The organism is Anaeromassilibacillus sp. Marseille-P3371 (assembly GCF_900169665.1).
Lineage (GTDB): Bacteria > Bacillota > Clostridia > Oscillospirales > Acutalibacteraceae > Anaeromassilibacillus.
Window position 1 is genome coordinate 1,619,848 of the sequence record NZ_LT835157.1, and the last position, 22,626, is coordinate 1,642,473.

Annotated in this window: 23 protein-coding genes, 1 other RNA gene and 1 other annotated feature; of the genes, 12 read left to right on the forward strand and 12 right to left on the reverse strand. The window is 49.3% G+C overall.

Translation table 11 applies throughout. From position 1 onward, the window contains the following. Positions 1–110 precede the first annotated feature (110 nt). The 7 genes from ffs (at position 111) to B9Y59_RS06205 (ending at position 5,453) form a co-directional block, all read left to right on the forward strand. Positions 111–209: signal recognition particle sRNA small type (gene ffs / locus B9Y59_RS06175), an RNA gene on the forward strand. 197 nt (positions 210–406) lie between these two features. Beyond that, positions 407–2,041 (forward strand): DNA polymerase III subunit gamma/tau, encoded by a 1,635-nt coding sequence (dnaX, locus tag B9Y59_RS06180; RefSeq protein ID WP_054323019.1) that lies wholly within the window; start codon positions 407–409, stop codon positions 2,039–2,041. A 99-nt stretch (positions 2,042–2,140) separates the two neighbouring features. Then, entirely contained in the window at positions 2,141–2,491 is a 351-nt protein-coding gene (locus B9Y59_RS06185; protein ID WP_054323018.1) for a YbaB/EbfC family nucleoid-associated protein, read from the forward strand. A gap of 3 nt (positions 2,492–2,494) precedes the next feature. Then, positions 2,495–3,097, forward strand: a complete 603-nt coding sequence (gene recR, locus B9Y59_RS06190) for a recombination mediator RecR (RefSeq protein ID WP_054323017.1) — start codon at positions 2,495–2,497, stop codon at positions 3,095–3,097. Between the two features lie 200 nt (positions 3,098–3,297). Next, positions 3,298–3,792: an RNA polymerase sigma factor gene (locus tag B9Y59_RS06195; RefSeq protein ID WP_054323016.1), complete on the forward strand. Its 495-nt coding sequence runs from the start codon at positions 3,298–3,300 to the stop codon at positions 3,790–3,792. Then, entirely contained in the window at positions 3,789–4,667 is an 879-nt protein-coding gene (locus tag B9Y59_RS06200; RefSeq protein ID WP_082402041.1) for an RsiV family protein, read from the forward strand. The genes B9Y59_RS06195 and B9Y59_RS06200 overlap by 4 nt, the downstream gene beginning before the upstream one ends. A 108-nt stretch (positions 4,668–4,775) precedes the next feature. Further along, on the forward strand, positions 4,776–5,453 hold the full coding sequence (locus tag B9Y59_RS06205) for a Crp/Fnr family transcriptional regulator (RefSeq protein ID WP_054323015.1): 678 nt from the start codon (positions 4,776–4,778) through the stop codon (positions 5,451–5,453). A 3-nt stretch (positions 5,454–5,456) separates the two neighbouring features. Here B9Y59_RS06205 and trxA read toward each other — a convergent pair whose 3' ends face one another. The 11 genes from trxA to nth form a co-directional block, all read right to left on the reverse strand. Further along, positions 5,457–5,771 (reverse strand): thioredoxin, encoded by a 315-nt coding sequence (gene trxA, locus B9Y59_RS06210; RefSeq protein WP_054323014.1) that lies wholly within the window; start codon positions 5,769–5,771, stop codon positions 5,457–5,459. A gap of 263 nt (positions 5,772–6,034) precedes the next feature. Next, positions 6,035–6,499: a metallopeptidase family protein gene (locus B9Y59_RS06215; RefSeq protein ID WP_085532411.1), complete on the reverse strand. Its 465-nt coding sequence runs from the start codon at positions 6,497–6,499 to the stop codon at positions 6,035–6,037. A 25-nt stretch (positions 6,500–6,524) separates the two neighbouring features. Continuing rightward, positions 6,525–7,211, reverse strand: coding sequence for a precorrin-2 C(20)-methyltransferase (gene cobI, locus B9Y59_RS06220; protein WP_085532413.1), 687 nt, complete (start codon positions 7,209–7,211; stop codon positions 6,525–6,527). 73 nt (positions 7,212–7,284) lie between these two features. Continuing rightward, positions 7,285–8,073 (reverse strand): tryptophan synthase subunit alpha, encoded by a 789-nt coding sequence (gene trpA / locus B9Y59_RS06225; protein WP_143255246.1) that lies wholly within the window; start codon positions 8,071–8,073, stop codon positions 7,285–7,287. Beyond that, positions 8,060–9,253, reverse strand: a complete 1,194-nt coding sequence (trpB, locus tag B9Y59_RS06230) for a tryptophan synthase subunit beta (RefSeq protein WP_054323012.1) — start codon at positions 9,251–9,253, stop codon at positions 8,060–8,062. Before trpB ends, trpA begins: the two co-directional genes overlap by 14 nt. After that, complete coding sequence (locus B9Y59_RS06235; RefSeq protein ID WP_085532417.1) at positions 9,250–9,903, reverse strand: phosphoribosylanthranilate isomerase; 654 nt, start codon at positions 9,901–9,903, stop codon at positions 9,250–9,252. The genes trpB and B9Y59_RS06235 overlap by 4 nt, the downstream gene beginning before the upstream one ends. Continuing rightward, positions 9,900–10,679 carry an indole-3-glycerol phosphate synthase TrpC gene (gene trpC / locus B9Y59_RS06240; protein WP_085532419.1) on the reverse strand — a complete coding sequence of 260 codons (780 nt, stop codon included), beginning with the start codon at positions 10,677–10,679 and terminating at the stop codon, positions 9,900–9,902. The genes B9Y59_RS06235 and trpC overlap by 4 nt, the downstream gene beginning before the upstream one ends. A 12-nt stretch (positions 10,680–10,691) precedes the next feature. Continuing rightward, positions 10,692–12,377 carry a bifunctional anthranilate synthase component II/anthranilate phosphoribosyltransferase gene (locus B9Y59_RS06245; protein WP_330395893.1) on the reverse strand — a complete coding sequence of 562 codons (1,686 nt, stop codon included), beginning with the start codon at positions 12,375–12,377 and terminating at the stop codon, positions 10,692–10,694. Further along, positions 12,349–13,815 carry an anthranilate synthase component I gene (gene trpE, locus B9Y59_RS06250; protein WP_085532421.1) on the reverse strand — a complete coding sequence of 489 codons (1,467 nt, stop codon included), beginning with the start codon at positions 13,813–13,815 and terminating at the stop codon, positions 12,349–12,351. Before trpE ends, B9Y59_RS06245 begins: the two co-directional genes overlap by 29 nt. Before the next feature lie 56 nt (positions 13,816–13,871). Next, positions 13,872–14,144 (reverse strand) — a binding site (T-box leader). Between the two features lie 89 nt (positions 14,145–14,233). Further along, on the reverse strand, positions 14,234–14,758 hold the full coding sequence (locus B9Y59_RS06255) for a cysteine hydrolase family protein (protein ID WP_085532423.1): 525 nt from the start codon (positions 14,756–14,758) through the stop codon (positions 14,234–14,236). Next, positions 14,755–15,417, reverse strand: coding sequence for an endonuclease III (nth, locus tag B9Y59_RS06260; RefSeq protein ID WP_054323006.1), 663 nt, complete (start codon positions 15,415–15,417; stop codon positions 14,755–14,757). The genes B9Y59_RS06255 and nth overlap by 4 nt, the downstream gene beginning before the upstream one ends. 182 nt (positions 15,418–15,599) lie before the next feature. On the opposite strand from nth, the gene B9Y59_RS06265 reads away from it, so the two are divergent. The 5 genes from B9Y59_RS06265 to uraA all read left to right on the forward strand — a co-directional run bounded on the left by B9Y59_RS06265 (position 15,600) and on the right by uraA (position 21,624). After that, positions 15,600–16,259 carry a TraX family protein gene (locus B9Y59_RS06265; protein WP_085532425.1) on the forward strand — a complete coding sequence of 220 codons (660 nt, stop codon included), beginning with the start codon at positions 15,600–15,602 and terminating at the stop codon, positions 16,257–16,259. A gap of 178 nt (positions 16,260–16,437) precedes the next feature. Then, the gene (glyA, locus tag B9Y59_RS06270; RefSeq protein ID WP_054323004.1) at positions 16,438–17,691 is read left to right on the forward strand and encodes a serine hydroxymethyltransferase; all 1,254 of its coding nucleotides are present in this window, start codon (positions 16,438–16,440) and stop codon (positions 17,689–17,691) included. A 189-nt stretch (positions 17,692–17,880) separates the two neighbouring features. Further along, positions 17,881–19,155, forward strand: coding sequence for a replication-associated recombination protein A (locus B9Y59_RS06275; protein ID WP_085532427.1), 1,275 nt, complete (start codon positions 17,881–17,883; stop codon positions 19,153–19,155). Between the two features lie 148 nt (positions 19,156–19,303). After that, positions 19,304–19,960 carry a flavin reductase gene (locus B9Y59_RS06280; RefSeq protein WP_054323002.1) on the forward strand — a complete coding sequence of 219 codons (657 nt, stop codon included), beginning with the start codon at positions 19,304–19,306 and terminating at the stop codon, positions 19,958–19,960. Positions 19,961–20,316: 356 nt separating this feature from the next. Then, positions 20,317–21,624, forward strand: coding sequence for a uracil permease (uraA, locus tag B9Y59_RS06285; RefSeq protein WP_054323000.1), 1,308 nt, complete (start codon positions 20,317–20,319; stop codon positions 21,622–21,624). Positions 21,625–21,825: 201 nt separating this feature from the next. Here uraA and B9Y59_RS06290 read toward each other — a convergent pair whose 3' ends face one another. Then, complete coding sequence (locus tag B9Y59_RS06290) at positions 21,826–22,575, reverse strand: hypothetical protein (RefSeq protein ID WP_054322999.1); 750 nt, start codon at positions 22,573–22,575, stop codon at positions 21,826–21,828. Positions 22,576–22,626 lie beyond the last annotated feature (51 nt).

Sequence of the window (22,626 nt, forward strand, 5' to 3'; positions counted from 1 at the left end):
AGGATATAAGGAAGGCCTTGCGTTTTTGCGTAGAATAAGCTATAATATCTCAAGTCAGGGACAATCCCTGGAGAAGCAAGGCAGGAATGCGTGTAACAGGATATGCAGGCGGGCGGGCTCTGTGCGACGGAGCGCCGTGAACCATGTCAGGCGGGGAACCGAGCAGCATTAAGCGGAAGGGCCCGTGCGATGCAGGTGGTCTGTTCGTCTGCATATCCCGTTACACGATACCGTCGCAAGGCGGCTGTCCTTGCTTTCCGTTTGTTTACGGACTGTCTTGAGATGCGGGAGAATAATTGTGTTTTTCAAGAGAATGCGAGTATTCCATGGAAGAAAGCAGATGAACAGAAATACAATTATTTGAAAGGAAACTCCCATTCGCGATCATTCAGAGGGAGGTGCGCATATGTATAAGGTTTTGTACCGAAAGTGGCGGCCCCAGGTTTTTGCAGATGTGGTGGGACAGCCGCAGGTCACCATAACGCTCAAAAATGAGTTGATGGCAGGCCGAATTGCACATGCGTATCTGTTTACTGGGTCGCGTGGAACAGGAAAGACCACCTGCGCAAAAATACTAGCAAAAGCAGTCAACTGCCTTGATCTGCACGACGGCGACCCGTGTGGGAACTGTGAGATATGCCGCGGAATCGAAAGTGGTTCTGTGATGGATATTGTGGAGATCGATGCGGCCAGTAACAACGGTGTGGACAATATCCGTATGCTGCGAGAAGAGGCCAATTTTACTCCTGCCGCAGCCAAATATCGCGTTTATATCATCGACGAAGTGCACATGCTTTCTACGGGTGCATTTAATGCGCTTTTAAAGACGTTGGAGGAACCGCCAGAGCATGTTATCTTCATTTTAGCAACTACGGAAGTACACAAGCTCCCTGCGACCATCTTGTCCCGGTGCCAGCGGTTTGACTTCCGGCGCATTCCCCCACAGGAAATTGCTGGACGTTTGACCTATGTAGCGGAGCAGGAAAACGCGGTTTTGGAAGAACAAGCGGGACTCTTGCTTGCCCGTTTAGCGGATGGCGCTTTGCGGGATGCGCTTTCGCTCTTAGATCAATGTCTGGGACGAAGCAAACAGGTCACCTTGGAGGTCGTTCAGGAGACGGTGGGGCTGGTTGGCAGAGATCACCTCTTTGCACTGTCTGAGGCTGTGCGTGGACACGACTCTTCTTCCGCCTTGGAGACGATTGACCGACTGTACAACGCGTCCAAGGATATGGCCCGCCTTTGTGAGGAGCTTTCTGCGCACTACCGCGGGTTAATGCTGATTAAAACGATGAAGGATGCGCGGGGAATTCTTGCCGTGCCGGATGACGAATTTGCTCGGATGACAAAGCAGGCGCTTTCAACTCCTCTCCCGGAGATTTTGCACAGTTTGGACACCTTACAGGGTGCGTTGGACAAGATGTATCGTGGCGGTGACCGCCGTGTCGAAATGGAAATGGCTTTGATTAAGCTGTGTTCCCCAGAGTTGGATGATTCGAATGCAGCGTTGGTTCGGCGCATTGAAGCACTAGAACGCGGAATTCATCGGCCGGGTGTTTCAGCCCTAAAGCAGGCAATACCGGTTGCGGAGGAACCGACCGAGCCAGTCCTGAAAGAAACTTCCGAGGAAAGTTCTTTGCAGGAAGTGGTTTCGGAACAGGTTGCGCAAGCTTCTATCGCTCCACCGGAGATTTCCCAAACCAAAAAGCCGTTGGAAGAGGGCGCAAAGCGTTTGGCAGAATGGCCGGAAATTCTGCGAATCTTAAAGGAGTATTCCGTAGCAATTTCTGCGGCGTTTACTGGGTCTTCTGCTTATGTAAATGGGGATTATGTGTTGATCGACGCCAAGGAGATGGCTTTTGAGTTGCTTCGAAAATCCGCACAGCGCGATAAGATGCGCGAAGCAATCCAACAGGTGACGGGACGGGTGTACAAGCTCGGTCCTTATCGCGCCAGAAAAGAGGAAGAGGCTGAAGTCGATCCCCTGCTGAAATTAGCTGGTGAAGCTGAAGAGGCGGGAATTCCAGTGACACGGACATAAATCGTGTAAGTAGACGGAACAAACAAAGCAGTTCTCATGAATTTGATGTTATAGAAAGCCTGCAAGGGCAAAGAATATTTTGAAAAGGAGTTTTGACTTATGAAGGCAAGATTACCACAGGGATACGGCGGGGGCGGTGCTGCAAATATTCAGCAGTTGGCTCGTCAGGCCCAGAAAATTCAGGAGGAGATGGACGCAGCCAGCGCAGAGCTGGATAAGAAGTTATATACGGCGACTTCCGGCGGAGATGCTGTTAAGGCAACGGTCACCGGCAGTTTGGAAGTGCAGTCCATCGAGATCAAACCCGAAGTGGTTGATCCAGAGGATGTAGAAATGTTGGCGGACTTGGTCCGTGCAGCGGTCAACGAAGCGCTTCGCTCTGCTTCAGAGGAAAAGGCGGAAAAGATGGAGAAGATTTCCGGCGGTTTTAACATGCCGGGACTCCTGTAAAATATGCCCTCTTATAACGTTGCACCGCTGTCGCGTCTGATCGAGCAGTTTGAGAAATTGCCCGGCATTGGACACAAAAGTGCCCAGCGGTTGGCCTATTATGTGTTAGGCTTATCCAAGGATGGGGCGGAAGCTTTTGCTAATGCCATATTGGATGCACATGAGAAAATTCACTACTGCAAAATCTGTTGTAACTTGACCGACCAAGAGTTGTGCCCCGTTTGCCGAAACGAAGCGAGGGATCGATCCATCATTTGTGTGGTGGAAGACCCCCGCGACGTAATTGCTTTGGAGCGCACGAATGAATTCAATGCCACTTACCATGTCCTACACGGGGTAATTTCCCCGCTCAGTGGGGTAGGGCCGGATCAGCTCTGTATTAAGGAACTGTTGGCTCGCGTCCATGGAGGTGGGGTGAAGGAGGTCATTATGGCTACCAATCCTACAGTGGAAGGAGAAGCGACGGCGATGTATATCTCCCGTCTTCTCAAGCCGCTCGGTGTACGAGTGACGCGTTTGGCTTATGGAATTCCGGTTGGCGGCGATTTAGAGTATGCAGATGAAGTGACCCTTTCTCGTGCAATCGAAGGGCGCAGTGAGATTTAAACCAAATAAGCAATCCCCGGTGTGAATGGAGAAATCCATCCGTACCGGGGATTTTCTTTGTTATACATTTACCAAAAGAGTGTTTTTCTTTTAAAGTATTGGCTCGGGGCTCTGTGGGGAAAATTTTGTGCCGGGCTGACTTTTGCCGAGTTCCATTGGTCTAAAGATTAGAACGGAAACAAGACGAAGGAGGGTCTTTTATGAAAGATCCATTGCGTGAAGAGATCATCGGGTATTTATTGACGAATCAGGAAAAATTTTACCGGCTTGCATTTTCCTACGTCCATAACCCGGATGCCGCGCTCGATGTTGTACAAAATGCGATTGTTAAAGCTTTGGAACATTACAACTCCATTCGAAACATCAAATACATAAAGACTTGGTTTTATAGGGTGCTGGTCAATGAGTGTTTGACCGCACTTCAAAAGGGAAAAAGAGAGTGTGCTTATGAACCGGAAGATCTACAGCGCATACAGGACCAGCCGGTCGAGGAAAACCATCAGGCAATGGAGATCTATGAGCAGGTGCAAAAACTGCCTGAGGAGATGAAAACAGTGGTGATTCTCCGTTTTTATGAGGATTTCTCTTTGGCAGAGATTGCTGAAGTTACAGGGGCAAAGCTCAGTACGGTCAAATACCGTCTCTATGCTGGACTAAAAAATATTAAAGCTACTTTTGAGGAGGGATTGGCATGAACAAAGAAGATCGTATCCGTGACTCAAAGAAAATATATGATGCGACGGAAATTCCAAATGGACTTTCAGAGGTGGTTCAAAAGGCAATCCAACAGACCAATAAAAAGGGAAAGGTGATTCAGATGAAACGATATGGGAAACGAATCGCTGCTACGGCGGCATGCCTGGTGATTGGATTTATCGCAGCGCTGAATATCAGCGAACCCTTTGCCGCAGCAGTTGCCAAGGTACCAGTGGTGGGAGAACTCGTTCAGGTTGTAACGTGGAGAAGCTATGTTTATCAGGATGACGATAAAACAGTTCAGGTAGAAGTCCCACAGATCGAAGGACAAGAGAATAACAGCGCGGTAACCGATGTCAATGCGCAGATTCAGAAGATCGTAGCAGACTATGAGAAACAAGCGGAACAAAATATTGCAGAATACAAAGAAGCATTTTTGGCGACCGGGGGCACCGAAGAAGAATTTACAGAGAAGGGAATACAAGTAGATGTACAATACAATGTGAAATATCAATCGGACACACGTTTATCTCTAGAACTTATTGCAAATGAGAACTGGTGCAATGCGTATAATGTGCAATATTTCTACAATATCGATTTGAAGAACGAAAAAACGTTGACGCTTGAAGACATTCTTGGAGAGGATTACATTTCAATAGCCAATGAAAGCATTCGTGAACAGATGCAGAAACGGATGGAAGACGATGAAAATCTTGTCTATTGGGATGGCAGCGATGGGATAGAGGGATTTACAACAGTGGATGAAAACACCAAATTCTATTTAAATGAAAAAGGCAATCCGGTTGTTGTATTCGCTCCTTATGAGATTGCCCCTGGTGCGTTTGGAGCACAGGAGTTTGAGATTATTCTATAAATAAACCTCCGATGGAAATTTCCCATCGGAGGTTTTTCCATACTTTTTCCTTTTTCTCTGACAATTATGATATACTGAATAAAAGGTGCAGAGCAAGGAGGGTTGGATATGGAACCGCTGGACCAAAACTTCTATACAGAAGTTTTTCCATTTTGGAAAGGACTAACGCTTGTGGAGCAACAAAAAATCATATCACATACAAAGCGCTATGTGTATGAAAAAGGGCACCGCATCCACAGTGGACTAAAGGAATGTACGGGTGTACTCGCAGTGAAACGAGGGCAACTGCGGGCGTACCTGATGTCCGATGAGGGAAAGGAAATCACTTTATACCGCTTGATCGACGGAGACGTTTGTTTTCTCTCAGCGTCGTGTATTTTAAAAAATATCTCCTTTGAGATTTATGTGGATACAGAATGTGAAACGGAACTGTATCTCATACAAGCTTCTGCATATGACGCCCTGGGGAAAACGAATCTGGCAGTGCAAACCTTTTTACAGGAAACGATTTCTGCGCGATTTTCGGATGTGATGTGGGTGGTTGAACAGATTGTTTTCATGAAGTTTGATCGCCGGCTCGCTATTTTTTTGCTGGAACAAGCTGCACTGGAAGGTGGGGACACGATCACACTTACGCACGAACAGATCGCACGCCATATGGGAAGTGCTCGAGAGGTCATTTCACGCATGTTGAAATATTTCCAAAGCGAAGGTTTGGTAAAGGGGTATCGTGGGGGGATCCGTCTACTGGATCGGAAAAGGTTGAATATTCTGGCGAATGAATAAGGTTTAAACAGGAAGCATCTGTTTGATTTGCTCCTTGGCTTTTAAGCCAACGGATTGATCGACCACTTTGCCTTCTTGAATCACCAGAAGCGTAGGGATGCTCATTACGCCAAAAGCTGAAGCCAACTCGGGTTCTTCGTCGATATTGATCTTACAGACCTTAGCAGAGTCCTTTAACTCCTGCGCAATTTGATCGATCATGGGGGATACCATCCGGCATGGACCACACCAAGGAGCCCAGAAATCGATTAAGACCGGAAGCGAGGTGTTTAGCACCTCCTGTGCAAAAGTTTCTTTTGTCAGGTGAAGAACAGACATAAGTACGTCTCCTTTCGTGTTGTTTGATTTGTTCTTAGTATATGAAAAATGCGCTCAAAGTTCTGTGATCAAATCACCAAAGGCAAAGTCCGCTGTGTACCAGTTCTAAAGTACACAGCGGACTTTTGTAGATTCTGTATGTTGTCGCGGGAAATATATCGAACAGGGAACCAAAACGCCTACCAAACGGGCAGGACAATAGCGATCACTTGGGAAGGGCGAAATGGATTCCAACGAAATAGTAGCATTCCTTCAGCAGATCCCTATTTGTGAGGCCATGACCACCAGTGGAAATGTTTTCCCTCCGAACGCCCTTTTTTATAGGCCCTCTGCCTAGACTCCTCTGGGGTTTTGTGTGCCTGCATTTCTTCCAAATAATCTGCAAGCCAAGCTTCATCCTCCAGATCAAGCCCGTTTTCGCCAGCCAATGCCTCCACATGATGACGGAATTCATGTCGGAGCGTATCGCGCAATTCACGGCGCAACTCCAACGGGGATAAATCTCCGCATACAGGTTCAATGGAACCATAATAGATCACGATGCTTCTGCCCAAGTAAGGATCTTCGCAGTACTCGCCCAAAATGTAGAGGTCTTCCCCTGGGAAATCGGGGTCTTGTTTGGCTTCGGGAAGCAAGCAGACACCGCCATTGAGTTCTTGAAAAAAGGCATCCGGGAGTTCGTCCATCAATTCCGCCAGTATTTGTTCTGCTTTTTCAATGGGAACCATGTTGCGTCTTCTCCTTTCCTGGATATTATGATTCTTTGACGATCAGCAAAGTGAAGTATCCTGCCGTATCTTCGGATTCGATCAAGGTGGGAAAGATGGTTTCCCCTGGCAACCCACAGTTTTGCACAACGCGGGTGCGCTCTGCAACCCCCTTTTTGAGCAAAAGCTGTTTCACTTGCCCAAATTGCTTTCCACTTTTCATCAGCACTTTCACACCCGGGGCATCTAGCTCCGGTTCGGTACAGGGATAAGAGGCGGGGAGAATCCGCAGGGGTTGATCTGCTTCGGTCAGACTTTCCCCGAGGGATGCCGCGGCCGCACAAAAGGATGGTACCCCGGCTACCATCTGATACGAAAACCCCATTGCACGAATTTGGTTCTGTATGTACATACAGGTGGAATAGATCGATGGATCGCCTAGTGTGAGAAGCGCAATATCCTGATTTTTTTTCAACTCTTCTGCAACTTGTCCGGCCGCTACCCGATGGCTTTCCTGTAAGATCTCCGGATCGCGTGTCATGGGAAGGTGCAAGGAAAGGCACGGTTTCCCAGCTATTTCTGGAATAGCTTGTTCGGCGATGCGATAGGATGTACTATCCCGTCCGCCGGGGGCTGCAAGGATCGGGCAACTGCGAATGAGGCGCTCTGCTTTGCGTGTAAGAAGTTCTGGATCACCTGGACCAACGCCAATGCTATATAAAACTCCCGCCATGGTTTTCATTCCTCCAATGTTGTCTAAGAATTCGGAGTTTATGATACCATGGCGGGCGAGAAATTGTAAAGGATTATTGATCCAACGCTGCACGAAGAGAAGCGGCGAAACTTCCGACGGGCTCAACACAGTCCTTCCCATATTGTGCCACCATTTTTACAATAGCGCTGCCGACGATCACACCGTCGCAATAAGCGCTCATCTTTTTTGCCTGCTCCGGCCCGGAAATTCCAAATCCCACCGCATAGGGAACCCGTGCATATTGACTAATCGTACCGAAAAAGGCGTCAAAATCGGTGGTAAACGTTTTGCGCGTGCCAGTGACGCCAGTGGAAGAGACACAGTATAGGAAACCTTGTGCAGAACTAGCAATTGCGGCAATGCGTTCGTGCGATGTGGGCGCTACCATACGGATAGAGTAAACGCCTGCACGGTCTGCGAAGGCCTGAATTTCATCTCTTTCTTCGAAAGGCATGTCGGGAACAATGACACCGTCGACCCCGCATTCAGCACACAGCTGAAAAAAGCGCTCTGTACCAAATCCGAAGATGCTGTTGATATAGAGCATCAACAAAAGGGGAATCTGTGTCTTTTTCCGAAGACGTTTGACCAAATGAAAGATGTCCACCAGCTTGGTTCCATTTTTTAGGGAACGGACACTGGCCTCTTGAATAACGGGTCCCTCAGCGATTGGATCGGAAAACGGAACCCCCAATTCAATGATATTAGCTCCGGCGGATTCCAATTGCAGGACCAGCTGTTCAGTAGTATCCAATCCCGCATCGCCGGCCGTTACAAATGGAATCAGCGCTTTGCGGCCCTGCTTTTTGAGTCCCTGAAATGTTGCGTCAATCCTGTTCATTGAGCTGTACCCCCCTGTATCTTGCCACTTGGTAGACATCCTTGTCGCCTCGTCCGGATAGGCAGATAATGATGCTTTGATCGTTACGCATAGTCGGAGCAACCTTGCATGCCAATGCAACGGCATGTGCGGACTCAATCGCCGGGATAATTCCCTCCATTCGGGAGAGATATTCAAAGGCGCGGACGGCCTCCTCATCGGTGATGGCAAAGTATTCACCGCGCCCGGTTTTAGCCAGTTGGGCATGTTCCGGTCCAATACCCGGATAATCCAGACCAGCGGAGAGGGAATAGACCGGTGCAATCTGGCCTTCCTCATTTTGTAAGAAGATCGATTTCATGCCGTGAAAGATTCCCGTACGGCCTCTGGTGATGGTTGCTGCAGTACGGTCGGTGTCAACCCCTTCGCCAGCTGCCTCGGCGCCGAGTAGCCGTACCGATGTGTCCGGAATAAAGTCGTAAAACATCCCCATCGCATTGGAGCCGCCGCCCACACAGGCGCAAACAGCGTCCGGCAGCTTGCCCTCACGTTCCATTAGCTGGCGCTTGGCCTCCACACCGATGATTTTTTGAAAATCGCGCACCATTTGTGGATAGGGATGGGGGCCCATCACAGAACCGATCAAATAATACGTGGTGTCGATATTAGTCGTCCAGTCCCGCATGGCCTCGTTAATTGCATCTTTCAGGGTCGCAGTTCCACTGTTGACCGGCGTTACCTTTGCACCAAGCAATTCCATCCGATAAACATTGAGCGACTGGCGTTCCACGTCGGTTGCTCCCATGTAGACTTCGCATTCCATGCCAAACAACGCGGCAGCGGTCGCTGTTGCAACGCCGTGTTGGCCAGCGCCGGTTTCTGCGATGATGCGTTTTTTCCCCATACGTTTTGCCAGCAAGATCTGCCCCAACACATTGTTGATTTTATGGGAACCGGTATGATTGAGGTCTTCTCGTTTGATATAAATCTTTGCCCCGCAAAGATCCTTGGTCATTTTCTCCGCGTAGTAAAGCATGGAGGGGCGGCCGGCGTAATTCTGGTAATACCAGGAGAGCTCCCTCTGAAAATCCGGGTCATCCTTATATTTTGTATAAGCGGCTTCCAGTTCATGGACGGCATTCATCACCGTTTCGGGTACATACTGACCGCCATATTCGCCATATCTTCCGATCTTGTTCATGTTGTCCTTCCTTCCTGATTGATCCCCTGTCTGTGCTGAAGCGCCCGAAATTGCGCGACCACGGCACGGATTTTTTCCCTGTCTTTGCAGCCATCTGTTTCAATACCGCCGGAAAGATCGACGCCGGCCGGCTGAACCGCCTGTATTGCCTCGCAGAGGTTATCGATCGTCAATCCACCCGCGAGAAAAAAGGGCTTTTGCGGGTGGGCCTCTCGTATGGCATTCCAATCGGCTATCTGTCCACTTCCTCCGTAGACAGCGGGGGAAAAGCTGTCCAACAGGAGTAGATCCGCCGGGAGTTTCTCCGCACGGCGAATGCTCTCTGCATTGGTAACACGGACGGCTTTCCAAATAGGACATTTTGTCCGTTGGCGCAACGCGTGAATATAGGATGCATCCTCGTCCCCGTGGAGCTGCAATATATCCAGTCTAACACGTTCTGCAGTTTGGAGCAAGTGTTCTAAAGGAGCGTTGACAAATACACCCACCGTCTGAATCCCCGGATGGAGGGACTGGGCAAGCGTCGCGGCCTGTTCTACAGAAACCTGCCGCTTACTTTCCGCAAAGACAAAACCAATATAGTCCGGCGGAAATTCATTGATATAGCCGATGTCCTCCAGCCTGCGAATACCACAGAGCTTTAGTTTCATACGCCATCCCTCAATTCTCGAAGAGAACGTCCAATATCACCACTGCGCATCAATGTTTCTCCAATCAGAACAGCATCTGCACCGTGCTTGCGCACAATTTTCATATCGCCGTTGTTGCGTATTCCGCTCTCCGATACCAAAACACGCCCATCGGGAACCTGAGAAGCCAAACGTTCCGTGACAGACAAGTTGACTTCGAAGGTCTTGAGATTGCGATTATTGATTCCAAGGAGATCGCAGCCAGCGTCTAAGGCGGAAGAGAGTTCCTCTTCGTTATGAACCTCTGTGAGGCATGCAAGCCCCAGTCTGTGTGCGATTGCGGCAAATTCCTGCATGGTTTTTGTGTCCAACAGGGCGGCAATCAGCAAGATGGCATCCGCGCCCATGGCGCGGGCTTCATAGATTTGGTAGGGATCGATAAAGAAATCCTTGCGCAGGATCGGAAGGGAGACCGCCGCACGAATCGCACGCAGGTAGTCGCTCTTTCCCTGGAAATAATGCTCTTCCGTCAGTACGGACAATGCATTTGCTCCATTTTGTTCATAGGCCTTTGCAATCTCCACCGGATGAAAGTCTGCGCAGATCAGCCCCTTTGAGGGGGATGCTTTTTTTACTTCAGCGATCACAGCTAACCGGCCGCCTTTTAGAGCCGAAGCAAAATCCCGTGTTGGTTCCTGCCGTTTTTGCGCTTCCTTTTGAACGGCTTCAAGCGGCGTACGAGCCATTTCCTGCGCAAGCTGTTCCCTTCGTTTACAAACAATATCATCCAAAATCATCGGGGTCTCTCCTTACGAAATGGAATGGGTAAAGGCCTGAAATGCATGGAGTTTTTCCATTGCTTTTCCAGAATCGATGGAATCTTTTGCAAGTGCGATTCCCTCTTCGATGGAATCCGCCCTGCGGATGGTATAAAGCGCACAGCCGGCGTTCAAAAGGACAATGTCCCGACAGGGGCCGGGCTTCCCTTCGAGTACGCCAAGCGTAATCTGGGCATTCTCCTGGGCGGTGCCCCCGATGACTTGAGAGAGGTCTGAGAGCTCTATACCATAATCGCGCGGGTCCAGATCATATTTGATCAGCTTTCCATCGCGAATTTCACACACGCGCGTGGTGCTGGAAATGGTGATTTCATCCAGGCCGTCGTTTCCATGTACGAGCATTGCCCCTCGAATGCCCAGATTCATCAAGACACGCGCCATAGGTTCCATCAGGTCTTCATCGTATACTCCAAGCAGAATATAATCTGCTTGTGCGGGATTGGCGAGCGGACCGAGAATATTAAACACAGAGCGCACGCCGATCTCTTTGCGGGGGGCAGCAGCAAAACGCATGGACCCATGGAATGATTGGGCGAAGAGGAAAGAAAGGCCGCAACCATTCAAACACTGTGCCGCCTGGTCGGGAGTCATGGCGATCTTTACCCCTAGCGCTTCTAGGACATCCGCTGCACCGCTCTTACTGGAGACACTGCGGTTGCCGTGTTTTGCGACGCGTGCCCCCGCGCCAGCTACGACAAAAGCGCTGGTAGTGGAGATATTAAAGGTGCCCACCATGTCGCCGCCTGTGCCAACAATATCGATGGAATCAGAACATCCCGGCATGGGCTGCGCCTTCTGGCGCATGACGCGGGCAAATCCGGTAATCTCTGGAATGGTTTCACCCTTCATACGCAACGCGGTCACAAACGAGCCAATTTGAGCGTTCGTAGCGCCGCCGGACATGATACAATCCATTGCTTCAACGGCTTCTTCCTCGGTCAGATCGTCCCCTTCAATGATTTTAAAGATATAGGGCTTTAAAAGGTTCCGTTGTGCAGGTGGGACGGCAGATTCGGTGTGGCCTGTGATGGGAAGGTGTGCGATTCGGTCGCAAAAGTTTTCCAGAATTTTGGGGCCGCACTCGGTCAAGATGGATTCCGGATGAAACTGTACGCCATAGGTGGGATGCTCCTTATGAGCAAATGCCATGATTTCGCCTTCCTCATCCGCAGCGATGATTTCTAAGCACGCAGGAAGGGAGTCACGGTCAGAGATTAAGGAATGATAGCGTCCGACGACCACTTTTTCCGGCAGGCCGGAGAAAAGAGGATTCTTATTTTGAACCGAGATCTCGCTGGCTTTGCCGTGCATCAAGGTTTTTGCATGTACGGTTTTTCCGCCGAAAGCTTCACCGATGGCCTGATGCCCCAAGCAGACGCCAAGAATTGGAATGGTCCCGCTGAATTTTTGGATAACGGCGATGGAAATACCGGCGCTTGCCGGGTAACCGGGACCGGGGGAGATGACAATTGCCTGCGGAGCAAGCGACTCGATTTCTTCCAACGTGATTTCATCGTTTCGTTTCACCATAATGTCCGAATAAAATTTGCCAATATATTGATAGAGGTTATACGTAAACGAATCGTAGTTGTCGATCATTAAAATCATGGCTGTTTCCCTGCCTTTCTCAAAGGTTACATGCTTGCTCAATGGCATTGATTACTGCGCGGGCTTTGTTTTCACTCTCTTCGAATTCTTTTTCCGGTATTGAGTCCGCAACAATACCACCGCCTGCCTGCACATAAGCACGATTGTTTTTGAACAGGACTGTACGAATGGCAATGCAGGTGTCGATGTTACCGTCAAAGCCGAGATAGCCCACAGTGCCACCGTAAAGACCGCGCTTGGTGGGCTCCAATTCGTCGATGATCTCCATGGCGCGGACCTTTGGCGCGCCAGAGAGTGTGCCGGCAGGCAGAACAGAGAGCAATGCGTCCAACGCGGTTTTGTCCTCTCGAAGCATCCCTTTTACATCGCTGACAATGTGCATGACTTGAGAATAACGTTCTACCTTCATAAAGCTAGTGACTTCGACCGTACCAAACTTGGAAACCTTTCCGACGTCATTGCGGCCCAGGTCTACCAACATGGTGTGCTCCGCCTTTTCCTTTGGATCTTTGAGCAGGTCGCGCTCCAATTCTTTATCCTGTGCTTCGGTCAAGCCGCGCTTGGAAGTGCCTGCGATTGGTTTGGTGGAGACAATCCCTTTCGTCACATTCACGAGCATTTCCGGGGAAGCGCCAACAATTTCATAATCTTTGAGCTTAAAATAGTAGAGATAGGGAGAAGGGTTGGCAGAACGCAAACAACGGTAGACGTCAAATGCATCTGGCGGGTTGGGAACTTCCAACCGGCGGGAAAGAACCACTTGAAAAATGTCGCCGTTGCGGATATATTCCTGTGCTTTGCGAATATTTTCCAGATGTTGCTCTTTGGTGATGTTTGTTTCGACCACAGGGGACGGGTGCTTTTTTGAAGCGTGAGGGAGTGGGGAAAATTCGGTCAGGTAAGCTCCCAGCTGTTCCGCTTCGGCCGCACATGCGGTATATGCGGTTTCGGTGTCTCCCAGGCGTGAGATGTTTTGGATAATCACTGTCTTATTCGAAAGATGGTCGAATGCTACCAGCTGATCGTAAAGGAAGAGGTGGCAATCCGGCAGATTCAGATCGTCTTTCGGCGGATGGATCAGTGTTTTTTCCATATAGCGGATGGTATCATAGCCAAAATATCCGACTAGGCCGCCAGTCAATTTGGGGCGGTTGGGAAAACTGGGGGATTTGTAATGATCCATAAGTTCGGTCAGGAAGGAAATTGGATTGTCGATTGCAGAGGAAGATTCGGTTCCGTCTTTCACAACCGTTGCCAATCCGTTTTTGATACGGATCTCCATCTTTGGATGAATGCCGATAAAGGAGTAGCGGCCCCACTGTGTATTGTCGACACTTTCTAGAATAAAACAGGTGTCGCTTTTCTCCTTGAGGGCATTGAAAATGTGGATAGGGGTCATAGAATCGGACAGGACCTCGTAAAACACGGGAACAACGTCATATTCCTTTAAAAGCTCCTGTACTTCCGTCAAGGTGGGGTACAACATATGCGCATCTCCTTTAACAAGATTATAAATTTGCAAACAAAAAGAGCCTATCATCCGCATGGGACGATAGACTCGTGGTGCCACCCAAATTCCGAAACCAACTGGTTCCGCTTGTCACAGGTACACGGCAAAATCAATGCAGGTACGCAGCTTTTGCCTCAATACCCTTTCCTTTAACGCGGGAACCACGGCGATGGTTACTCAGAAATTCCTTTCTCCACGCTCCTCACAAACCCATTCGCCTGTATCGTATGCCCCGGCTTTTCACCAGCCGCCGGTTCTCTGTGCCACCGTTTTACAGGGTACTTACTTTTGCTCGTTGGATTTTAAACTGTTTTATTTTGGTGCCATTATACGCCGGACAAGAGAAATCTGTCAAGGGTTTTTTCGAATTTTTTGTTTCTTTTGATTGGCTTTTTCAGCGATTTAGGACATCAATATGCAGATTCTCTAGCATGTCGAACGCTTTTTCCTGCATAACGGAATCGTGGCTGGCGACGCACTGTGCATCAACGATGATTTGCGCTTCCGGTTGCGCAGCCTTTGCCAATACAGCATTCGAAATTACACAGATATTGCTGACGACTCCGACAAACTCAATAACATCATAGCGCTTTTCTTCCAAATAGTGCAACAGATCGAGGCTTCCAAAGGTGTTTTTCTCGAAATAGGGGCAATAAGCCAGTTGGTAGCGCAAGCGGCCATGGAGCTGCCAGCCCTCTGAACCACATATGCAGTGGGGAATAGGGAGCTTTTTGCCTTCCTGTGTTTCAAGATAGTTTTCCCCATGGGTATCCATGGTGTAGACGACGTCATCCTTTGCGTCAAGATAGGCTTGCACTTTGTCATGTAACTTTGGTTCCAATGCCGCCGCTTCAGGGAATCCAAGGGAACCGGTTACAAAGTCATTTTGATAATCTACCACAATCAACAGTTTTTTCATTTCTTACCCTCCTTTGCTGCTTCCACAACGGTTTCTTTCGCAAATTTGCAAAACGTACGCATACAACAGATGTCGCACTTGGGTTTACGTGCATCGCAGACAGCGCGTCCATGTAAAACCAGCCGATGGCAAAAGTCATTGGCTTCTTCCATTGGCAGGACTTCGCGGAGTTGCTTTTCGACCTTTAGTGGATCTTTCCCTTCGCTCAACCCCAAGCGTCCACAGATGCGGATACAATGGGTATCTGTCACAACAGCGGGTTTGTGATAAATATCGCCCACGACAAGATTGGCTGTTTTGCGTCCTACGCCGGGGAGTTTGGTGAGCTCTTCCACGGTATCCGGGACAACGCCATGATAGTCACTGCGGAGTTTATTGCACATCGCGTAAATATCACGCGCTTTGGTCTTGTACAGCCCGCAGGAGCGAATGATCTCTTCAATGTCCTCCACAGGGCCGTCGCAAAAGGCGTCCAAAGTCGGAAAACGCTCGAAGAGCGCAGGCGTTACCAGATTGACACGGGCATCGGTGCATTGTGCGGATAGGCGTGTAGCGATCAATAATTGAAGTGGTTCCGTATATGTTAATGAACAAATCGCATCGGGGTATTCTTTCTTTAAAGCTTCTACCGCCCAAACGGCTTGTTGCTTTTTGGTCATTCCGTAACATCTCCTTTATCCAGTCTCATTCCTTCCAAAATCGCTTCCGTCTCCCCAAATTTTTGGTTCGACAACATTCGATTATGGCTTTATTGTATACGAAAACGGGCGAAAGCACAAGTTGACAAACAGCGTAAATTTCCCTATGATGAAGAAAATCTCTGATAAAGGAGGAAATTGCTTTGTCCGGCCTTTGGCTGAAGTTCTTGGCACTGTTGTCCATGATGGTGGATCACACTGGGATGGCCTTGTTTCCACAGATACAGAGCCTTCGGCTGGTGGGCCGGCTGGCATTTCCTCTGTACGGTTTTCTTCTGGCAGAAGGAGCCGCACATACAGAAAACAGCAACCGTTATCTGGGGCGCCTGCTGCTTTTTGCACTGTTGTCTGAGGTACCGTTTGATCTGGCTTGTCGAAATGTGTTCGTTTATCCGCAAGCGCAGAATGTATTCTTCACCCTATTTTTGGGATTGGCCGCTTGCGAAATCTTGAAGCGTTTCATGCAGAGTAAACCGGTTTGGAGTTTTGCAGGGATAGCCGTACTTGCCTTGCTTGCGGAGGGAATACAGGCCGATTACGGAGCTTTTGGCGTGATGACAGTGGTGGCCTTTTTTGTTTGCCGGATCTATCCTTCCAGGGGCACGGCCCTCTTTACTGTGATGAATACAGGGTTTTCTCTGCTCAACCATACGATGCTGCAATTGGCGGCGCCAGCCGCGGCGGTCCCCATTTTGCTGTACAATGGCCAGAGAGGAAGGCCGGTCAACAGGTATGTATTCTACCTGTTTTATCCGGCCCATCTTCTGCTTTTGTATCTGTTGCGCCAGTGGTTTATAGGGTGATGCAGAAAAAGAAATTGCATGTTATGTCCAATTCCTGCATAAAATGGAAACCCTGGTCGGAAGGTGTTGCGTTTTATCGGCAGAAAGGATATAATGGATAACAAGATACAGGCGAGAGTCGTGCCCGGGACCGGGACGGCTGGCGGCCAATACCAACCAAGGAGAGGAACGAGCGAAAATGTACAAAGATATGATGGATACGATTGGATTCGTGTCCCAGGCAGATCCCGAAGTCGGCGCGGCCATGCAGGATGAATTTAAGCGTCAGCAGCGAAATTTGGAAATGATCGCTTCCGAAAATATGGTTTCCCCGGCGGTGCTCGCCGCGATGGGCAGTGTACTGACCAATAAGTATGCAGAGGGGTATCCGGGAAAGCGGTACTACGGCGGTTGCGAATATGTGGACGTCGTTGAAAATATTGCGCGTGACCGTGCATGCAAGTTGTTCGGTGCAGAACATGCGAATGTGCAGCCGCATGCGGGTGCACAGGCGAACTTGGCGGTTTATTTTGCGTTGCTCAAGCCCGGTGATACGGTTATGGGCATGAACTTAGCGGAAGGCGGCCATCTGACGCATGGTTCCCCGGTCAATATGTCGGGAAGTTATTTCAATTTTGTCGCATACGGCGTCAGTCCGGAGACAGGCCGAATCGACTACAACCAGCTTTATGAGCAGGCTATGCAGGTAAAGCCAAAGCTGATTGTCGCGGGCGCCAGCGCCTACCCGAGAGTGATTGACTTCGCAAAATTCCGTGAGATCTGCGATGCCTGTGGCGCGCTCTTCATGGTCGATATGGCGCATATTGCCGGCCTGGTGGCGGGCGGCGATCATCCCAACCCGGTCCCGTATGCAGATGTAGTGACAACAACTACCCATAAGACCCTGCGCGGTCCGCGCGGCGGTATGATCCTTTGCAAAGAAGCGTATGCGAAGGCGATCGACAAGGCAATTTTCCCCGGCACCCAGGGAGGTCCTTTGATGCACATCATTGCAGGCAAGGCGGTTTGCTTTGGGGAAGCTTTGAAGCCGGAGTTCAAACAGTATTCGCATGACATTGTAGCGAATGCCTCTGCCTTGGCGGATGGACTTCTCAAGCGCGGTGTGAAGCTCGTTTCCGGTGGTACCGATAATCACCTCATGTTGGTGGACCTCAGCGGCCAGGAACTGACAGGCAAGGAGTTGGAACATCGTTTGGATGAGGTGTATATCACTGCAAACAAGAATACGGTTCCGAATGAGCAGCGCAGCCCCTTTACCACAAGTGGCCTGCGTCTGGGAACAGCAGCTATCACGACCCGTGGTTTGACGGTAGCGGATATGGACACCATCGCAGAATGTATCGCATTGGCAATCAATGACTTCGACAACAGCAAAGAAAAGATCCGCAGCATGGTCAGTGAGATTTGTGCGCGGTATCCGCTTTATGCGTAAGCTTGTTTCCATTCCATCGAATAGTGAATCAAAAAGAGGGTGTCCCAAAACTACGAATCTTTCGATTCATAGGAAAGGGGCATCCTCTTTCTGTTTGAAAAAATATCTGCGTTTCTAAAAAAACGAGGGTATCCTGAAGGCATTTCATGACTTTTGGGACACCCTCTTCCGGTAAAGGAGGAAGGTAGGATGCGCCCATTGGCGGATCGTATTCGCCCGCAATCCCTGGATGAAATTGTAGGCCAGCGTCACCTGCTTGGAGAGGGAAAGCCTCTGCGGAGAATCATTGCGTCCGGTGAAATTCCCAACATGATTTTTTATGGCCCCTCCGGTGTAGGAAAAACGACATTGGCTTCCATCATTGCAAGGCAGACCCATCGGAAGCTTTGTAAATTGAATGGAACCACAGCTTCCACCGCCGATATTCGCGAAGTGGTTGCCAGCTTGGACCGGCTGGACGCGGTGAACGGCGTATTGCTCTACTTAGATGAGATCCAGTACTTTAATAAGAAACAACAGCAGACACTTTTGGAGTTTATCGAGAATGGGCAGATTACATTGATCGCATCCACGACAGAAAATCCATACTTTTATGTGTACAATGCAATCCTAAGCCGTTCCACGGTATTTGAGTTTAAGCCTGTACAGCCGGAGGAAGTCTGCCGCGCGGTTGAGCGGGCGTTCCGCCTGATGGAAGACGACCTGCACAGTACATTACAGCTGGAGGATGGAGTTGTAAAGCATATTGCTGCCGCCTGCGGTGGAGATGTACGCAAAGCAATGAATGCAGTAGAACTCTGTGCATTGTCTGCACAAGAGAGGAATGGCGACAGCCGTTTTGTCTCTCTGGAGAGCGCTAGGGAGTTGACGCAACGCAGTGCAATGAAATACGACCGCGAAGGGGATGAACACTACGACATTCTTTCCGCATACCAAAAGTCAATGCGCGGCTCCGACCCGGATGCGGCGATTCACTATTTGGCGCGACTGTTGGAAGCAGGAGATCTCCCGTCAGCGTGTAGGAGATTGTTGGTATGCGCGAGTGAAGATGTAGGGTTGGCTTATCCGCAGATCATCCCCATTGTAAAGGCTGCGGTGGATACGGCCCTGATGGTTGGATTGCCAGAAGCGCGGTTTCCTTTGGCGGATGCGGTTCTTTTGGTGTGCAACGCACCAAAATCCAATAGCGGGCACGATGCGATACTCGCTGCGGCTGAAGATGTACGTGCGGGAAAGGCGGGGCCGATTCCCCGTCAACTGCAAAACAATCATTACGATGGAGCGGATAATCCCAATAAAGGGCAATTCTACAAGTATCCGCACGATTATCCGAACAGTTGGGTTGCCCAGCAATATCTCCCCGACAATTTGCAAGGGGTTCATTATTATCATTATGGGGAGAATAAGACGGAGCAGGCTTATCGTGCGTATTGGGAGCGCATTAAGAAATCTGGGAATATGTAGCAGTTTGCTGTCCAAAAAAGCGGAGCCCGACGTGGTTTTATAAAATAATTTGTTGGAAAACAGCAAATTTACCTTGTATCTGTCCGCTCTTCGTGGTAACATAGATAGGAATAGGGGCAATGAATGCTCACCGGAGGTGTTTGTTTTCATGAAGGACGAGACACTTTTCAATCTCTCGTACGGAATGTATGCCATTGGTGTAAAAAATGATAAGCGAGTATCCGCCTGTATTGTGAATACGGTGTTTCAGGTGACGAATACACCCAACCAAATTGCAATCAGTATGAATCGCAACAATTACAGCCACGAATGCATTGAAAAGGAAGGTATTTTTACGGTTTCAGTGCTTTCGGAGGATACCTCGGGAGCGGTGATCGGCGCATTGGGATTTAATTCCGGCCGGGATACAGACAAGCTTAAAAATATCCGCCATAAGATACTGGTGGAAGGGTTGCCTGTGGTCAAGGAGAATATTTGTTGCTGGTTCTTGTGTAAGGTGGTCAACCGTGTAGAGACAGCGACCCATACCGTTTTTATTGCAGAAGTGATGGCGGGAAGCGACACCTCTAAGGGGAAGCCAATGACTTATGATTATTATCATAAAGTAATCAAAGGAACAGCGCCCAAAAATGCTCCTACTTACCGTGCAACAGAGGCTGTGGATGACCGCAACGATGGGGAAGAGTTTATCTGTACCATCTGTGGATATGTATACGATGATCCGGATCTTTCTTTTGAGGAGCTTCCGGATGATTGGGTGTGCCCGATCTGCGGCGCACCGAAGAGCGCATTTAAGCGCCAATAAAATAGAATCCCTTAGAAGCTGTGAACAATTTGTCTCTCTGTAGAATCAGTAGAACGGTGAATCGGCCGGTCGCGGCTTCTAAAAGGCTCACTCCGAAGTGATTTTTCTCTTCGGGCGGGCCTTTTTTTTCGGTGAATCCGGTGGTGCAGGGGTTTTGGAAGAGAAGTGTACCGCAAAATAGGGGAAGAGAATCCATCGTTTGTGAAGAGACCGACAAACATTGGAATTCAAAAAGCACCCCACATTTTGGGGGGATTTTGCCAAAAATTCTCCTGTCGCCGTTTCATAAAATATGAAGGCCCAGTTCGTTGGGGAATCCCCGAACGAGTGGGTTGAAAGGAAATGAGGAGAGTACCATGTCAAGCAAGATCATCCAGGTTAACGAGCGGCCGCCTCTTCGGCAAGCCATCCCCCTGAGCATCCAGCACATGTTCGCCATGTTTGGCGCCTCGGTGTTGGTCCCATCCGTCTTTGGCATCGACCCGGCCATTGTACTGTTTATGAATGGTGTGGGAACCCTGCTGTTCATTCTCATTACGAAAGGCCGCGCGCCGGCATACCTTGGCTCCAGTTTTGCCTTCCTAGCGGCAGGAGGGGTTGTGATCCAAAAGTATGGCTTTGAATATGCCCAAGGCGGCTTTGTTGCAGTGGGTATATGCGGCTGTATTTTAGCGTTGATTGTGTATAAGTTTGGAACCAATTGGATCGACTGCATTCTTCCTCCGGCAGCGATGGGGCCGGTTGTGGCGTTGATCGGGTTGGAGTTGGCTTCCAATGCAGCCAGCAATGCGGGCCTGTTGGACGAGAGCATTGATATGAAAAATGTCCTGGTCTTTTTGGTGACACTCTGTGTAGCGGTATTCGGTTCGGTATTGTTCCGTAAATTCCTGGCGGTTATCCCCATCTTGGTCGCAATCATTGCAGGATATATCACTGCCTGTATCGTAGGGATTGTAGAGTTTCAACCTGTCGTGGATGCGTCGCTGTTCTCTTTGCCCCATTTCCAGATGGCAAAGTTTAACATGGAAGCCGTTCTTACCATGTTGCCCGTCCTACTGGTAATCGCATCTGAGCACATCGGCCATCAGATTGTCACCAGCAAGGTGGTTGGCCGCGATCTGTTGAAAGATCCGGGGTTGCACCGCTCTTTGTTTGCGGATAATTTCTCTACAGCCCTCTCTGGCTTGATTGGTTCGGTTCCCACGACAACCTATGGGGAAAATATCGGCGTTATGGCGATGACCAAGGTATACAGCGTTTGGGTTATTGGCGGCGCGGCGGTATTCTCGATCGTTTGCGCATTTATTGGCAAGCTATCTGCACTCATCAGCAGCATTCCGGGGCCAGTCATCGGTGGAATCTCGTTTTTGTTGTATGGGATGATTGGCGCTTCTGGCCTGCGGATTTTGGTGGATGCTAAGGTGGACTACGGCAAGGCGCGCAACCAGGCGTTGACCGCAGTGGTGTTTGTGGTCGGGTTATCCGGTATTGCATGGAACATCGGCGGCGTACAGCTCAAAGGAATGGTACTCGCTTGTGTCGTTGGTATGGTGATGGGCCTCCTATTCTATATCTTTGACAAACTTCACTGGACCAACGATCAGGAAGAAGAGCCAAAGACGACGGCAGAAGCGGCAGATGCCCCGGTTGTTCCGAAAAAGTAACCAATCATATTGTAAAGGCCAATAGAAGTAGAGCCTTTGTATTTCAAATCTAGGAATAAAAACAGAAGAGACGCTCTGTGTCCAGCCAATGGCTATATACAGGGCGCCTCTTATTTTCATACATGGATGGTTTTTTGTAGAGATTCTGTCGGCCTTTCTTGCACAATACGTTCTCTCGTACGTTTCTATGTTTTTTCTCGCTTAGGAAATCTTTTCAATCTTTGTTACTGTGACCTCGGTCGTGTCAGAACCATTGATTGTCCCATCATAATAGATACGCAGCCGGTCGCCGATCACCAATCCGTCCGGTTCGTTGACTTCTGCACCTTCTTTGTTGAAGAGAAGTTCCTTGCCGTCGCTGGTTTCGATTGTGATGGTATTCATTGTTCCGTCTGTGAGCGTTCCATCGATATAGGCGGTTTCAGAACTGGAGGAAGATGTATTGACGACAGTGAACCCTGCTTTGACTTCGTCCAATTGAATGGCCATTTCGCTGTAAAGAACAGCATCCTCTTCGTCGGAAACGGGGTTTTCCGCTGGAATATCCGCCAAATAGACGGTATCCCCGCTCTCTTGAATCAGGGAGGGAAGCTCCGCGCCCACCGTATTTTGGTCATCCCACCACGTTTTAGGAGCTGCCCAAATGGAAAGCAGTGGAGTGTCTGTATTTCCCTTGAACAAGAAATCTACATGGCTATATTCTACGTCTTGGGTACTCATCACATCGTCTTTCGTAACTTTGACGGTATAGTGCTCTTTATTCCAACGGGAAGGAACAGTAAAAGTAAAATCCATTCCATCAAAGCTGAGTGTTTGCGGAACACTAGCCTCAGAGGACGATGGAGCCTCGCTTGAAGGCAGAGTTGAAGATGATTCTTCGCTGCCGTTTGTACAAGCGCAGACAGAAATCGCCAAGATCACAGCCAACAGCAATCCAACGGTTTTTTTCATAAAATATGCCTCCTTAAACAAGAGGGAAAGTGGTCGTAGAAACCCTTTCCC

Coding starts and splice junctions, on each gene's coding strand:
- dnaX (WP_054323019.1), top strand. CDS start 407: ATGTATAAGGTTTTGTACCGAAAGTGGCGGCCCCAGGTTTTTGCAGAT.
- B9Y59_RS06185 (WP_054323018.1), top strand. CDS start 2,141: ATGAAGGCAAGATTACCACAGGGATACGGCGGGGGCGGTGCTGCAAAT.
- recR (WP_054323017.1), top strand. CDS start 2,495: ATGCCCTCTTATAACGTTGCACCGCTGTCGCGTCTGATCGAGCAGTTT.
- B9Y59_RS06195 (WP_054323016.1), top strand. CDS start 3,298: ATGAAAGATCCATTGCGTGAAGAGATCATCGGGTATTTATTGACGAAT.
- B9Y59_RS06200 (WP_082402041.1), top strand. CDS start 3,789: ATGAACAAAGAAGATCGTATCCGTGACTCAAAGAAAATATATGATGCG.
- B9Y59_RS06205 (WP_054323015.1), top strand. CDS start 4,776: ATGGAACCGCTGGACCAAAACTTCTATACAGAAGTTTTTCCATTTTGG.
- trxA (WP_054323014.1), bottom strand. CDS start 5,771: ATGTCTGTTCTTCACCTGACAAAAGAAACTTTTGCACAGGAGGTGCTA.
- B9Y59_RS06215 (WP_085532411.1), bottom strand. CDS start 6,499: ATGGTTCCCATTGAAAAAGCAGAACAAATACTGGCGGAATTGATGGAC.
- cobI (WP_085532413.1), bottom strand. CDS start 7,211: ATGGCGGGAGTTTTATATAGCATTGGCGTTGGTCCAGGTGATCCAGAA.
- trpA (WP_143255246.1), bottom strand. CDS start 8,073: ATGAACAGGATTGACGCAACATTTCAGGGACTCAAAAAGCAGGGCCGC.
- trpB (WP_054323012.1), bottom strand. CDS start 9,253: ATGAACAAGATCGGAAGATATGGCGAATATGGCGGTCAGTATGTACCC.
- B9Y59_RS06235 (WP_085532417.1), bottom strand. CDS start 9,903: ATGAAACTAAAGCTCTGTGGTATTCGCAGGCTGGAGGACATCGGCTAT.
- trpC (WP_085532419.1), bottom strand. CDS start 10,679: ATGATTTTGGATGATATTGTTTGTAAACGAAGGGAACAGCTTGCGCAG.
- B9Y59_RS06245 (WP_330395893.1), bottom strand. CDS start 12,377: ATGCCATTGAGCAAGCATGTAACCTTTGAGAAAGGCAGGGAAACAGCC.
- trpE (WP_085532421.1), bottom strand. CDS start 13,815: ATGTTGTACCCCACCTTGACGGAAGTACAGGAGCTTTTAAAGGAATAT.
- B9Y59_RS06255 (WP_085532423.1), bottom strand. CDS start 14,758: ATGAAAAAACTGTTGATTGTGGTAGATTATCAAAATGACTTTGTAACC.
- nth (WP_054323006.1), bottom strand. CDS start 15,417: ATGACCAAAAAGCAACAAGCCGTTTGGGCGGTAGAAGCTTTAAAGAAA.
- glyA (WP_054323004.1), top strand. CDS start 16,438: ATGTACAAAGATATGATGGATACGATTGGATTCGTGTCCCAGGCAGAT.
- B9Y59_RS06275 (WP_085532427.1), top strand. CDS start 17,881: ATGCGCCCATTGGCGGATCGTATTCGCCCGCAATCCCTGGATGAAATT.
- B9Y59_RS06280 (WP_054323002.1), top strand. CDS start 19,304: ATGAAGGACGAGACACTTTTCAATCTCTCGTACGGAATGTATGCCATT.
- uraA (WP_054323000.1), top strand. CDS start 20,317: ATGTCAAGCAAGATCATCCAGGTTAACGAGCGGCCGCCTCTTCGGCAA.
- B9Y59_RS06290 (WP_054322999.1), bottom strand. CDS start 22,575: ATGAAAAAAACCGTTGGATTGCTGTTGGCTGTGATCTTGGCGATTTCT.